This window comes from Neobacillus sp. OS1-2 (assembly GCF_030915505.1).
Taxonomy (GTDB): Bacteria; Bacillota; Bacilli; order Bacillales; family Cytobacillaceae; genus Neobacillus.
The window spans coordinates 1,960,168-1,973,570 of the sequence record NZ_CP133265.1; the positions used below are offsets into that span (position 1 = coordinate 1,960,168).

14 protein-coding genes are annotated in these 13,403 nt (G+C 40.6%); 13 read left to right on the forward strand and 1 reads right to left on the reverse strand.

What is annotated here, in order from left to right; translation table 11 throughout:
- Positions 1 to 3: 3 nt before the first annotated feature.
- Positions 4 to 288, reverse strand: coding sequence for a transition state genes transcriptional regulator AbrB (locus RCG19_RS09600; protein ID WP_166243835.1), 285 nt, complete (start codon positions 286 to 288; stop codon positions 4 to 6).
- A 470-nt stretch (positions 289 to 758) separates the two neighbouring features.
- Between RCG19_RS09600 and metG the strand changes: the two genes are divergently transcribed.
- The 13 genes from metG (at position 759) to glmU (ending at position 13,403) form a co-directional block, all read left to right on the forward strand.
- Positions 759 to 2,714 (forward strand): methionine--tRNA ligase, encoded by a 1,956-nt coding sequence (gene metG / locus RCG19_RS09605; RefSeq protein ID WP_308110649.1) that lies wholly within the window; start codon positions 759 to 761, stop codon positions 2,712 to 2,714.
- Positions 2,715 to 2,917: 203 nt separating this feature from the next.
- Positions 2,918 to 3,688 carry a TatD family hydrolase gene (locus tag RCG19_RS09610; RefSeq protein WP_308110650.1) on the forward strand — a complete coding sequence of 257 codons (771 nt, stop codon included), beginning with the start codon at positions 2,918 to 2,920 and terminating at the stop codon, positions 3,686 to 3,688.
- A gap of 232 nt (positions 3,689 to 3,920) precedes the next feature.
- Positions 3,921 to 5,102 (forward strand): ubiquitin-like domain-containing protein, encoded by a 1,182-nt coding sequence (locus RCG19_RS09615; protein ID WP_308110965.1) that lies wholly within the window; start codon positions 3,921 to 3,923, stop codon positions 5,100 to 5,102.
- A 210-nt stretch (positions 5,103 to 5,312) separates the two neighbouring features.
- Positions 5,313 to 5,873, forward strand: coding sequence for a ribonuclease M5 (gene rnmV, locus RCG19_RS09620; protein WP_308110652.1), 561 nt, complete (start codon positions 5,313 to 5,315; stop codon positions 5,871 to 5,873).
- Complete coding sequence (gene rsmA, locus RCG19_RS09625) at positions 5,866 to 6,744, forward strand: 16S rRNA (adenine(1518)-N(6)/adenine(1519)-N(6))-dimethyltransferase RsmA (protein WP_308110653.1); 879 nt, start codon at positions 5,866 to 5,868, stop codon at positions 6,742 to 6,744. The genes rnmV and rsmA overlap by 8 nt, the downstream gene beginning before the upstream one ends.
- A gap of 565 nt (positions 6,745 to 7,309) precedes the next feature.
- On the forward strand, positions 7,310 to 8,203 hold the full coding sequence (gene yabG, locus RCG19_RS09630) for a sporulation peptidase YabG (protein ID WP_374049611.1): 894 nt from the start codon (positions 7,310 to 7,312) through the stop codon (positions 8,201 to 8,203).
- A 204-nt stretch (positions 8,204 to 8,407) separates the two neighbouring features.
- Complete coding sequence (veg, locus tag RCG19_RS09635; protein WP_007084178.1) at positions 8,408 to 8,671, forward strand: biofilm formation stimulator Veg; 264 nt, start codon at positions 8,408 to 8,410, stop codon at positions 8,669 to 8,671.
- 128 nt (positions 8,672 to 8,799) lie between these two features.
- Positions 8,800 to 8,985, forward strand: coding sequence for a small, acid-soluble spore protein, alpha/beta type (locus tag RCG19_RS09640; protein WP_166243846.1), 186 nt, complete (start codon positions 8,800 to 8,802; stop codon positions 8,983 to 8,985).
- Positions 8,986 to 9,234: 249 nt separating this feature from the next.
- Positions 9,235 to 10,104 (forward strand): 4-(cytidine 5'-diphospho)-2-C-methyl-D-erythritol kinase, encoded by an 870-nt coding sequence (ispE, locus tag RCG19_RS09645; protein WP_166243848.1) that lies wholly within the window; start codon positions 9,235 to 9,237, stop codon positions 10,102 to 10,104.
- A 55-nt stretch (positions 10,105 to 10,159) separates the two neighbouring features.
- A complete protein-coding gene (purR, locus tag RCG19_RS09650) occupies positions 10,160 to 10,987 on the forward strand; it encodes a pur operon repressor (protein ID WP_308110656.1) in 828 nt (275 codons plus the stop codon).
- A gap of 1 nt (position 10,988) precedes the next feature.
- On the forward strand, positions 10,989 to 11,363 hold the full coding sequence (ridA, locus tag RCG19_RS09655; RefSeq protein ID WP_166243852.1) for a 2-iminobutanoate/2-iminopropanoate deaminase: 375 nt from the start codon (positions 10,989 to 10,991) through the stop codon (positions 11,361 to 11,363).
- Positions 11,364 to 11,543: 180 nt separating this feature from the next.
- The gene (spoVG, locus tag RCG19_RS09660; protein WP_007084183.1) at positions 11,544 to 11,834 is read left to right on the forward strand and encodes a septation regulator SpoVG; all 291 of its coding nucleotides are present in this window, start codon (positions 11,544 to 11,546) and stop codon (positions 11,832 to 11,834) included.
- Between the two features lie 195 nt (positions 11,835 to 12,029).
- A complete protein-coding gene (gene glmU, locus RCG19_RS09665) occupies positions 12,030 to 13,403 on the forward strand; it encodes a bifunctional UDP-N-acetylglucosamine diphosphorylase/glucosamine-1-phosphate N-acetyltransferase GlmU (RefSeq protein ID WP_166243854.1) in 1,374 nt (457 codons plus the stop codon).

The window sequence follows — 13,403 nt, forward strand, 5'->3', positions numbered from 1 at the left end:
TTATTATTTCGCTAGTTCAAAATTCTTTTGAATTTCTTCAATTAATTGTTCTGCACCTTCGCGGCTTAAAATTAATTTACCGCCGGCAAGTGACAAATTATCGTCAGAAACTTCACCAGTTACTTGGCAAGTCATGTTTGGCTTATATTTTTTTAAGATGATGCGCTCGTCATCCACATAGATTTCAAGAGCGTCCTTTTCAGCAATTCCAAGAGTACGTCTTAATTCAATCGGAATAACCACACGACCTAATTCATCAACTTTACGAACAATACCTGTAGACTTCATAATTTGATCTCCTCTCGTATACACACATATTAGTAATCTATTTTTTTCATTCGTCATTATTCGACAAATTTCTTATAAATTTATAATACCAGTACTTCCCATATTCGTCAATTATTTTATTTTGAAAAATAACAAGAAAATATTACCAATATGCGTTTGCTGATTTAATAGGGTTTACCCTAATGCTGAACCAATCAAACTAGTAGTATAATACTATTGTAGAATGAATTTTCAGCAACAGCATTTTGGGGAAAATTCGACAAAATTCTACATTCAGCACCTTTGTCCCTTATAGACTTCGATGGTTCCTACCTCTTTATGGGTGTATTAGGAAGAAATTTATAGAAATTGGAAATACGCTAAAGACACTTTCTTGCACAAAAGTTCATTTTTCGGTATATTTTGATGATAGAAGCAGCAAAAAGAGGCAATAATGTTTGAATGGGGCTTGCCTATTGGAGGGAAAAGAAATGGCGGAAAAATTAAGGACATTTTATCTGACAACACCGATTTACTATCCAAGTGGAAATTTACATATTGGTCATGCTTACACCACCGTTGCCGGTGATGCGATGGCTCGTTATAAGCGGATGCGCGGTTTTGACGTTATGTATTTAACGGGAACAGATGAGCACGGACAAAAGATTCAGCGTAAAGCGGAAGAGAAGGGAATTACTCCGCAGCAGTATGTTGATGAAATTGTTGCTGGTATTAAAGAACTTTGGAATAAGCTTGATATTTCTTATGATGATTTTATCCGGACTACGGATGAGAGACATAAACAAGCGGTAGAGAAGATTTTTGCAAGACTGCTTGAGCAGGGGGATATTTACCTTGACCAATACGAAGGCTGGTATTGTACGCCGTGTGAATCCTTTTTTACCGACCGTCAGTTAGTGGATGGAAAGTGTCCGGATTGTGGCCGTCCAGTTGAAAAGGTAAAAGAAGAATCCTACTTTTTTAGAATGAGTAAATATGTTGATCGTCTATTAAAGTACTATGAGGAAAACCCTGACTTCATCCAGCCGGAATCGCGAAAAAATGAAATGATTAATAATTTTATCAAGCCTGGCTTGGAAGATTTAGCGGTATCTAGAACAACGTTTGATTGGGGCATTAAAGTCCCTGGAGATCCGAAACATGTTATCTATGTTTGGATTGATGCCCTTTCAAATTATATAACGGCGCTTGGCTATGGAACCGAAAATGAAGATAAATATTTAAATTACTGGCCGGCAGATGTGCATCTTGTAGGCAAGGAAATTGTCCGTTTCCATACGATCTATTGGCCAATTATGTTGATGGCATTGGATGTACCACTTCCTAAAAAAGTGTTTGCTCATGGCTGGCTGCTGATGAAGGATGGGAAAATGTCCAAATCAAAAGGGAATGTCGTAGATCCTGTCACCTTGATCGACCGCTATGGTCTCGATGCGCTCCGTTATTATTTATTACGGGAAGTACCTTTTGGAGCAGATGGCGTATTTACACCGGAGGGATTTGTCGAAAGAATTAATTTTGACTTAGCCAACGATCTTGGAAACTTGTTAAATCGAACAGTTGCGATGATCGAAAAATATTTTAATGGCGTGATTCCTGACTATGTAGGTTCTGTCGGTGAATTTGATGAGACACTCCTTCAAATCAATCGTGAAACTGTTGTAAAATACGAAGAGGCCATGGAAAAAATGGAATTTTCAGTGGCGCTTACTTCCATTTGGCAATTGGTCAGCCGGACAAATAAATATATTGATGAAACTAAACCGTGGGCCTTGGCTAAAGATGAGGAACGTAAAGGGGAACTTGCAAGTGTTATGGTTCATTTGGCAGAATCATTGCGTCAAACTGCGATCCTTTTACAGCCGTTTTTAACCCGTACACCTAACGGGATTTTAAAACAACTGGGTATACAGGATGAGAACCTTAAAACATGGGATAGTCTTGAACGCTTTGGTGTGATTTCAAGTGGAACAATGGTAGAAAAGGATGCACCGCTATTCCCAAGACTTGAAATTGCTGACGAAGTGGCATTCATCAAAGAAAAAATGCAGGGGTCAGCACCCGTTGTCGAGGAAAAGAATGAAGAAAAACCAGAGGAAATTGATGAAATTGCTATTGATGATTTCATGAAAATTGATTTGCGGGTAGCTGAGGTTATTCAGGCAGAACCTGTTAAAAAGACGGATAAGCTGCTAAAGCTGCAACTTGATCTTGGTTACGAAAAGCGCCAAGTTGTATCGGGAATTGCCCAGTATTATAAACCGGAAGAACTGGTCGGCCGGAAGGTTATTTGTATTACTAATTTAAAGCCAGTTAAATTACGTGGTGAATTGTCACAAGGAATGATCTTAGCGGGATCAAAGGACGGTCAGCTCTCCGTAGCAACTGTTGATCAAACATTGCCAAACGGTTCGAAGGTAAAATAATTTTTTAAAAAGCGTCTAAATAAGGCGCTTTTTCCTTTGAGTGGTGTCTAGTTCCGGCGCCCCTGGGCAAGGTGCTTCCACTTTCATTGTTCCACGTGAAACAAATTACGTGGTATTTCCCTTTTTTTGTTTGAATTTTGACATTAGAAGGCAGTACATGCACAATTTAAAGAAAAAAATAGAAATGAGGGTTTGATGATCATATGTTATTCGACACACATGTCCATTTAAACGATGAACAATTTAACGAAGATTTAGAAGAGGTCATTTTAAGGGCACAAAATGAAGGTGTTGCCAATATGGTTGTCGTTGGATTTGATCGTCCCACGATCCAAAGAGCGATGGAGCTTACTGAAAAATATGCGTTTATTTATGCCTGTGTTGGCTGGCATCCAGTTGATGCCATTGATATGACGGATGAAGATTTACTATGGATTGAGGAACTCGCATCACATCCAAAGGTAGTGGCCATTGGCGAAATGGGCCTGGATTATCATTGGGACAAGTCTCCAAAAGAAATCCAAAAGGAGGTTTTCCGCAGACAAATCAGGCTGGCTAAAAAAGTAAAGCTGCCAATTGTGATTCATAACCGTGAGGCAACAGCAGATATCATGGAAATCTTAGAGGACGAGGGGGCGGCGGAGGTAGGCGGCATTATGCATTGCTTTAGCGGCAGCCCTGAAATAGCAAGGAAATGCGTGGAGATGAACTTTTATATTTCTCTTGGCGGCCCTGTTACCTTTAAAAATGCAAAAAAGCCAAAGGAAGTAGCGGCAGAAATTCCATTAGATAAACTGTTAATTGAAACGGATTGCCCGTACTTAGCCCCCCACCCATACCGTGGAAAACGAAATGAACCCGGGTATGTAAAATTAGTTGCTGAGGAAATTGCCGAAATAAAAGGATTGACATTTGCGGAAGTAGCGGAGGCAACGACACGAAATGCTAAAAAATGTTTCGCCATAAACTGCTAAAGGATTTTGTCGAAGACACAAGAAGCTTGTCCAAATCTTTTCAGATAACAAAAAGTTCTACACGTCTCCTTTTCAACATAGGATAACCATGTCGATAAGTTTTTCTTTGCAAAGTTTCCAGGTTTGTGCATAATTAGAAATACCTTTACAGGGTATGCAAGGATTGACAGCCGACAGCATGGTACTAAATCTCTCTCTAGAAAAGGAGGCGTTTTTCATCGTATTCAAACACATGAAAAACCTGGTTTCCGAGTCTTTGAGCAGAAGGGCATTGACCATTGCTTTTGCTAGTTTTGTAGTTTTGCTAACAGCTCTAGGCGTTCTTTTATTTGAAGGATCAAAGAACACAGTGGCGATTACACTTAATGGCAAGCCTGAGGTCGTAAAAACGCATGCAGATACCATCAAGGAACTATTAGATGATCTGGATGTGCCCATCCGCTCACAAGATCACTTGTCTCCAAAGGCAGATACGAAGGTGAAGGATCACCTTAAAGTTGTTTGGAAGCAGGCAAACAAGGTTCACATTGTAAAGAACAACGAGAAAAAAACGATCTGGACGACAGCCGGAACAGTGGCTGAGCTTTTAAAGGAGCAGAAAATTGTATTAAAGGAACAGGATGAAATTACACCAAGACCACAAACGGCAATCAAAAATAAGATGAATATTGAAATAGATCCCGCATTTCATCTTACATATGTGGACGGAGGCAAGGAGCAACAAGTGTGGACCACTTCGGCTACGGTCGCTGACTTTTTAACACAACAGGGTATCAAACTAAATGAATTAGACCGAGTTGAACCATCATTAACAGAAGCCGTTCCAGAGAATGGTGTTGTTAACGTCATTCGCGTAGAAAAAGTCACCGATGTAGTGGAAGAACCAGTTCAATTTGCCGTGGTAACAAAAAAGGATGAAAGTTTAGAAAAAGGGAAAGAGAAAATTGTCACCCCCGGCAAGCATGGCAGGGTATCTAAAGAATATGAAGTCATGCTTGAAAATGGCAAGGAAATTTCAAGAAAATTGCTCAATGAGCAAAGTATTACGGCAAAACAAGATAAAGTTGTGGCTGTCGGAACGAAGGAATTAGCGATGCAGGTTTCACGTGGTGCAGAGGAAACAGGAACAGAGTTTTACGTCACGGCAACTGCCTATACAGCGTATTGCAACGGTTGTTCTGGTCATACGGCAACGGGTCTTAATCTCCGCGCAAATCCGAATATGAAAGTCATAGCGGTTGACCCAAGAGTGATCCCTCTTGGAACAAAGGTGTATGTTGAAGGCTATGGCTATGCTGTAGCTGCCGACACAGGCGGAGCGATTAAAGGGTATATCATTGATTTATTGATGCCTTCCAATGCGGAAGCATACCGCTGGGGACGGAAGAAAGTAAAGATAAAAATCTTGCAATAATTCATGTAAGTGCAGAGGGATATTTCCTCTGCATTTTGCTTTTTTTAAGATTTTCTTTATACTTACTATCGATACATCATTGTATATTTTTATTTTTTCTTACTTTCATTGTATGAATTCATTTAATAATATAGACGATGGACATTACAAAAATGTTTCAATTATTTTTCATTTTTTACTACTTTTATTACGGAGGATTTCATTTTTAATATGAAGATTAAAGAAATAATCGTCGTAGAGGGAAAAGATGATACGACAGCGATTAAACGATCAGTGAATGCAGACACGATTGAGACGAACGGCTCTGCAGTTAATCAGAGTACCATTGAAAGCGTAAGGCGAGCCTTAGAAACACGAGGCGTCATTATTTTTACCGATCCTGATTATCCGGGTGAAAAGATTAGGAAGACAATTGCTGCAGCAGTTCCAGGCTGTAAGCACGCTTTTCTAACAAAAGAGGCGGCTATTGCTAAAAACGGCAGGGGTCTTGGCGTGGAGCATGCCAGCCCAGAGGCGATAAGAGAAGCCTTAAAGGATGCTCAAATCATGCATGAAAACATATCAGAGGAAATTACGCAGGAGGATTTACTCACAGCTGGCCTCATCGGTGGTGACGGGGCAAAGGAAAGAAGAATCCTGTTGGGGGAATTTTTAAAAATTGGTTATACAAACGGAAAACAATTACATAAGCGTTTAATGATGTTTCAAATCAGCAAACAGGAATTTGCAGAAGCACTAGGCGCTGTATGCCAGGAGGAACACAATGAATAAAGATATCGCAACCCCTGTACGAACAAGGGCCATTCTCGAAAAATATGGGTTTTCTTTCAAAAAAAGCCTTGGTCAAAATTTCTTGATTGATACGAATATATTAAAAAAAATCGTAAGCTTCGCTAATCTTGATGAGAATTCCGGAGCAATAGAAATCGGGCCGGGAATAGGTGCTCTAACCGAACAGCTTGCCCGCACAAGTAAGAAGGTTGTCGCGTTTGAAATTGATCAAAGATTATTACCAATCTTGCAGGATACGCTGTCACCCTATGAAAATGTGAAGATTATTCATAAAGATGTACTAGAATCAGACGTTAAAGTGGTGATGGATGAAGAATTTACAGGTATGAATGATGTCATGGTTGTGGCAAATCTACCCTATTATGTGACAACGCCCATCATCATGAAGTTGCTTGAGGACCACCTGCCGATTCGCGGGATTGTTTGTATGCTGCAAAAAGAGGTTGCTGACCGGATTTCAGCCAAGCCTGGTACAAAAGACTATGGCTCGCTTTCGATTGCCATCCAATACTACACTGAAGCTGAAACGGTCATGATTGTCCCTAAGACCGTCTTTGTCCCTCAGCCAAATGTTGATTCAGCCGTCATTAGGCTGACCAAGCGTGAGCGGCCAGCTGTGTCGGTTAAAGATGAGGCATTCTTTTTTCAAGTGACAAGATCCTCCTTTGCGCAACGGAGAAAAACGATACTCAACAACCTAACAAGTCAGCTTCCTGATGGGAAACAAAAGAAAGAGGAAATCCTTGCTGCCTTAGATGCGAGTGGAGTCGAACCTTCTAGAAGAGGTGAGACCCTTTCTCTAGAGGAATTTAGCCGGTTAGCTGACGAACTATACCCACATTTCCATTGAGACACAGAATAGTTAATAAGAATAAGTTTTTGAAAAACCCCGCAGAGTTTATTAAGAAGTTCCATTTTCGGGTGCTATGTTAGGAAGAGACACAAGAATTGACGTATGAATTGCCATACGTCTTTTTCTTTATTTAGCATGTCGATAAAAAAATGCTGATTCCTGCATCTAGGATCAAGAGGGTCCGCACTTATCGGTGGGGAGGTCAGGCTAAGCACCTGAGAAGATAAAAAGACGGAGAATTTCCTCCTAATGTGTCATTAGGATAAAAAAAGTCTTAAATAGACGGAGAGATTCCGCCTATTGACTCAAAAGGTCTAAAAATGAGGGGTATTTTCTTTCATAATCGGAAAATCTACGCTTATTTATCCCAAAATGAGCTCTATTCTGCATTTAGCCGGAAAACCTCCGCCTATTTTACTTTTGCTTGGTACGCGATTAAGGACAAGACATCTTATTTCCTCATAACCTTCATATACAGGTTTTTATTCACATGGACCCCTCTGTTTGCATAGCCTATGAGGGAAATCCTAAACAAAAGGCCTCATTTGCTGGTCTTATTGGAGTGACGGCAGTGGAAATTAAAATAAATGATATTGTCGGAAGAAAATCATATAATTGTGACCTTCTCTTTCGTGTGATCGATATGCGGCAAATTAATAACAAGAAATTTGCTATTCTTTATGGTGAGGATTTTCGACTTGTTGCTGATGCACCTTACACTGATTTGGTGGTAGTGAACCAACATGAACGGGTAAAGCTAAGCCAAGAGTATAGAACACTAGAAGAACAATCGTTGCGGCTTTTTACCCAGGATGTTGATTTGTTAAAATCAAGACAGGAATATGAAGCAACGGGCGGCTATGTAAAACCGAGCAACTACTTTCAAATCCCAGGGAGGGTGCTCCATTTAGATGGTGACCCGGCCTATTTGAAGAAATGTATGACATTATATGAAAAAATCGGGATACCGGTTTTAGGAATTCATTGCAACGAAAAGGAGATGCCGGATAAAATTGCTGGATTGATTGACCTCTATCGTCCGGATATTCTTGTCATCACCGGGCATGATGCCTATTCAAAGGCAAAAGGGAAGATGACGGATATCAATGCTTACCGTCATTCTAAACATTTCGTTCTAACCGTCAGAGAGGCACGAAAGAAAATTCCTCATTTAGATCAACTGGTCATCTTTGCCGGGGCCTGCCAATCCCATTTTGAATCACTCATTCATGCAGGGGCAAATTTCGCCAGTTCTCCTTCAAGGATCAATATTCATGCACTAGACCCAGTCTATATTGTCGCAAAAATAAGCTTTACCCCGTTTATGGAAAGAATTAACGTTTGGGATGTACTAAGGAATACATTAACAGGGGAGAAGGGCCTTGGAGGCATTGAAACAAGAGGTGTGTTACGAACAGGAATGCCTTACAAGCCAGTACAAGATGAAGAAGAATAAGCCTGCGCATTTTCGGTCGGCTTATTTTTTTTGATACGATACATATTCTGCCACTAACAAGGTAAGGCTAAGAAATGTTGAAAATTAGAAGAAAAAGTAGAATAAAAATTATTGACAAACTTTTTGTCGGACTGATATAATTTATATTTTTGTTTGACAAAAACTATGTCAGTGTGTTACACTTTACACAGTGAGGTGGATTGAATGCCGAAAACCTTAGCCGATATCAAAAAGGCTCTTGACACAAATTTAGGGAAAAGATTACTGCTAAAAGCAAACGGAGGACGCAGGAAAACAATTGAACGTTCTGGTGTTTTAGCTGAAACTTACCCATCTGTTTTTGTTATTGAATTAGATCAAGACGAAAATTCATTCGAGCGTGTTTCTTACAGCTATGCGGATGTGTTAACAGAAACAGTACAAATTACTTTCTACGATGATGCAGCAGGACATGTAGCTTTAAGCTAGAATATAAGCAATGGATGGCAGTAAACAAAGGTTTGCTGCTTTTTGCTGTTTACAGAATCATTTGGTTATCATGAAAATCCACGATTACCCCATACTAAGAACACTGTGGTACGAAAGGGGTTGTTTAGATGGGCAGAAGAAAAGGAATTATGTCCGAAGGCTTTAAAGAGGAACTTGCAAAAGAACTTGGGTTTTATGATGTCGTTCAAAAAGAGGGATGGGGCGGCATCAAGGCAAGGGATGCGGGAAACATGGTGAAACGGGCCGTTGAGCTTGCTCAAGAACAGCTGATTCATCGGGGACCGAAGTCTTAACTCTAGCTGCAGGAGCCTTTCGCTTTTTTGTTTAAACAAATCTTAACCACAGCAGGCCGGTACCAGGAGGCAAAATGTCCTGTACCGGTCTTTTTTTCTTTTTTTGTGTCTGTTTTCTATAAAAAAGTCATGATAAAATATTTTATTTGACAAGATTTATCATATCTCACGTCTTACATTTATCATTTTGTGGTAAAATAGGACAAAATGTGGATTTCGGAATGGATTATACAGAAGTAGGTGGAAGTAGTGAAGTTGTTAGTCAAAGCACCGGCTAAAATAAACTTAGCATTAGATGTGTTACATAAACGCTCCGATGGTTATCATGAGGTGGAAATGATTATGACCACCATTGATTTAGCAGATCGAGTAGAATTAACTTTATTAAATCAAGATAAAATACATATTCTTTCCCATAATCGATACGTTCCAGATGACCAGCGGAACCTTGCCTTTCAAGCAGCGCAGTTGTTGAAGGATCGATTTGATGTGAAAAAAGGTGTACTAATCACAATTGAAAAGACCATTCCGGTTGCTGCTGGACTAGCTGGGGGCAGCAGTGATGCTGCTGCAACGTTAAGGGGGCTGAATAGGCTTTGGGACCTTGGTTTAACCTTGGATGAATTAGCGGAGCTTGGGAGTGAGATTGGGTCGGATGTTTCCTTTTGTGTTTATGGAGGAACGGCATTAGCAACAGGAAGAGGGGAACTAATCACCGAGTTACCTGCACCACCTACCTGCTGGGTGATCCTTGCAAAGCCCTTCATTGGCGTATCAACAGCCGAGGTTTATCGCCGGCTTGATGTAAATGAAACGAAACACCCTGAAATTGGCGGCATGATTGAGGCAATCCACAATCATGATTATCAAGAGGTATGCAGCAAGGTTGGAAACGTTCTTGAGGATGTAACCTTACATCTACACCCCGAAGTGGCTCAAATAAAGGAGCAAATGAAGCGCTTTGGTGCTGATGCTGTTTTAATGAGCGGAAGCGGACCCACGGTGTTTGGAATTGTTCAGCATGATTCAAGAATGCACCGAATCTATAATGGATTAAGGGGATTCTGTGATCAGGTTTTCGCCGTTCGCATGCTTGGAGAACGGCACTCACTTGATTAAGGGCGTACAATAATGATATTCTTAACTAAGAATATTCGGTTTTTGGGGGTTTATTATGAAATTTCGCCGCAGCGAACGTTTGATAGATATGACAAATTATTTACTGGATCATCCACGTCAGCTTGTACCGCTCACCTTTTTTGCCGACCGATATACGTCTGCTAAGTCTTCTATTAGTGAAGATCTGGCGATTATCAAAGAGACGTTTGAGCAAAGAGGAATCGGGACGCTGCAAACAGTACCAGGGGCTGCCGGTGGAGTTAAATTTTTCGTAAAGGTAAGCCGCGAAGAAGTGGAGCCGTTTATAAATGAATTATGTCATTTAATTGGAGATTCGGAACGACTATTACCTGGAGGCTATTTATACTTAACAGATATTTTGGGAAATCCGCAGGTGGTGCAAAAGGCAGGACGCATTATTGCCTCAGCCTATGCCGACGCTAAAATTGATGTAGTTATGACGGTGGCGACGAAAGGGATCCCCCTTGCCTATGCAGTCGCAAGTCAGTTAAATGCCCCGGTCGTGATTGTCCGTCGGGATAGTAAGGTAACAGAAGGTCCAACCGTAAGCATTAATTATGTTTCCGGGTCTGCTAAAAGAATCCAAACGATGGTGCTTTCAAAAAGAAGTATGAAGCAGGATTCGCGTGTCCTCATTGTCGACGACTTTATGAAGGCTGGCGGGACCGTCATGGGGATGATTAGCATGCTGGAAGAGTTTAATTCCCATCTAGCGGGCATTGCTGTATTAGTTGAGGCCGAGAAAATTCAAGAACGGTTAGTGGATGAATATTTATCCCTCGTCCAATTATCTAATGTTGATGAAAAAGAAAAAAAGATTAGTGTACATGAGGGAAACTATTTTAATATTTGGAGGGGTTAACATGAAAGTAGTTCAAACTAATGAAGCACCCGCAGCTATCGGACCTTACTCACAAGGAATTGTTGTGAATAATCTGTTTTATAGTTCCGGCCAAATTCCATTAACGGCTGAGGGGATAATGGTAACGGGTGATATAAAAGAGCAAACCCATCAGGTTTTCCGTAATTTACAGGCAGTATTAAATGAAGCTGGTGCATCGCTTGAAACCGTTGTAAAGGCCACCGTCTTTATTAAAAATATGGATGAATTTGCTGCGGTAAATGAAGTGTATGGTGAGTATTTCTCCACACATAAACCAGCTCGTTCCTGTGTAGAGGTTGCTCGTCTGCCAAAGGATGCCTTAGTTGAAATTGAAGTTGTTGCGCTCGTAAAGTAAACGAGCGTTTTTTTTGTCTTACTTCCAGCCTATCATATATATATAAATGCCCATTTCTTACAAAAGTTCACTATTTTGCCCTAATTTTTCAAAAGAATTTTAAAATTTAAGAAGGAATTCAGAATTTATTGTTGAATTTTATTAACTAGCATTTTATTTTAACAAAAAGGGTGTGAGCACATGGAAGTAACTGACGTAAGATTACGCCGGGTTAACACGGACGGTCGAATGAGAGCGATTGCATCTATCACGTTGGACAATGAATTTGTTGTTCATGATATTCGTGTTATCGACGGAAATAACGGTTTATTTGTAGCTATGCCAAGTAAACGTACTCCAGATGGAGAATTTCGTGACATTGCGCATCCAATCAATTCGGGAACACGCGGTAAAATCCAAGAAGCGGTTTTGGCTGAGTACCACCGTTTAGGTGAAATGGAAGTAGAATTTGAAGAAGCCGGAGCTTCCTAAGGATTTTTACAACTAGGGCCTTTCTTCTGAGTAAGGCTCTTTTTATTGTCTTTAGAAACTCCCACTATCCCCTACATCATTCCCCCTAATAAACTTAATATTACAAAATTAGACACTTTCCTTACACTTCTTGAAAAGCGAGCCCATTTACGTTAATATTTTTAATGGATAAAAAGGTAAATTGGAGGACTGTCCATGTCTAATCGTTATGCTGTGATTTTGGCCGCAGGGCAAGGAACGCGGATGAAATCAAAGCTGTATAAAGTATTACACCCAGTATGCGGCAAACCGATGGTACAACATGTTGTTGATCAAGTCACAAAGCTATGCGTTCAGGAAATGGTGACCATTATTGGCCATGGAGCTGAAAAGGTGCAAGCACAATTAGGGAATGCCAGCCATTATGCCTTGCAGGAAGAGCAATTGGGAACTGCCCATGCCGTGATGCAGGCCCAAGCAATTCTGGATGGAAAAGACGGTATAACTATTGTTGTCTGCGGTGACACTCCATTAATTAAAGCCGAGACAATGGAGTCTCTTTTTAAACATCATGAGCTGTCAGCTGCAAAAGCCACAATCCTCACAGCAAGAATCGAAGACCCAACAGGATACGGCAGAATCATTCGTAATGGAAACGGTCTTGTTGAAAAGATCGTTGAGCACAAGGATGCAACAGAAGCGGAACGGGGGATAAATGAAATCAATACAGGAACGTATTGTTTTGATAACCGTGCCTTATTCGAAGCATTACGGCAGGTCTCCAATGACAATGTTCAAGGCGAATACTATTTACCAGATGTCATCGAAATCCTGAAAAACCAGGGAGAAGTGGTCACAGCCTTCCAAACAGATGAATTCGAAGAAACTCTGGGTGTAAACGATCGTGTTGCTTTAGCGGAAGCCGAGCGAATTATGCGTAAACGGACGAATGAAACTCATATGCGTAATGGGGTTACCATTATTGATCCTGCTAACACATATATAGAAACAGCTGTTGAAATCGGACAGGATACTGTTATCTATCCAGGAACGATTATAAAAGGCAGGACAACCATTGGAACAGAATGTCATATTGGCCCAAATTCAGAAATTGATGCATGCGAAATTGGCAATGAAACGGTTATTCGCCAATCGGCTGCACATAAAAGCTCAATTGGTTCCCATGTTAACATTGGTCCCTTTGCCCATATTCGTCCTGATTCCAATATAAGTGATGAGGTAAAAATCGGGAACTTCGTCGAAATTAAGAAAGCTGTTTTTGGAAAAGGAAGCAAGGCCTCGCATCTTAGCTATATCGGGGATGCCGAGGTGGGTAGTGATGTCAACATCGGCTGTGGTTCGATAACCGTGAATTATGACGGTAAAAATAAGTTTTTAACAAAAATTGAAGATGGGGTCTTTATTGGCTGTAATTCTAACCTTGTTGCCCCTGTTACAATTGGTAAAGGTGCCTATGTGGCAGCTGGATCTACCATCACAAAGAATGTTCCAGGTGATGCGTTGTCTATTGCACGAGCACGGCAGGTAAATAAAGAAAACTACGTTCAAAAGCTTAATCTTAAGAAATAG

Coding starts and splice junctions, on each gene's coding strand:
- RCG19_RS09600 (WP_166243835.1), bottom strand. CDS start 288: ATGAAGTCTACAGGTATTGTTCGTAAAGTTGATGAATTAGGTCGTGTG.
- metG (WP_308110649.1), top strand. CDS start 759: ATGGCGGAAAAATTAAGGACATTTTATCTGACAACACCGATTTACTAT.
- RCG19_RS09610 (WP_308110650.1), top strand. CDS start 2,918: ATGTTATTCGACACACATGTCCATTTAAACGATGAACAATTTAACGAA.
- RCG19_RS09615 (WP_308110965.1), top strand. CDS start 3,921: ATGAAAAACCTGGTTTCCGAGTCTTTGAGCAGAAGGGCATTGACCATT.
- rnmV (WP_308110652.1), top strand. CDS start 5,313: ATGAAGATTAAAGAAATAATCGTCGTAGAGGGAAAAGATGATACGACA.
- rsmA (WP_308110653.1), top strand. CDS start 5,866: ATGAATAAAGATATCGCAACCCCTGTACGAACAAGGGCCATTCTCGAA.
- veg (WP_007084178.1), top strand. CDS start 8,408: ATGCCGAAAACCTTAGCCGATATCAAAAAGGCTCTTGACACAAATTTA.
- RCG19_RS09640 (WP_166243846.1), top strand. CDS start 8,800: ATGGGCAGAAGAAAAGGAATTATGTCCGAAGGCTTTAAAGAGGAACTT.
- purR (WP_308110656.1), top strand. CDS start 10,160: ATGAAATTTCGCCGCAGCGAACGTTTGATAGATATGACAAATTATTTA.
- ridA (WP_166243852.1), top strand. CDS start 10,989: ATGAAAGTAGTTCAAACTAATGAAGCACCCGCAGCTATCGGACCTTAC.
- spoVG (WP_007084183.1), top strand. CDS start 11,544: ATGGAAGTAACTGACGTAAGATTACGCCGGGTTAACACGGACGGTCGA.
- glmU (WP_166243854.1), top strand. CDS start 12,030: ATGTCTAATCGTTATGCTGTGATTTTGGCCGCAGGGCAAGGAACGCGG.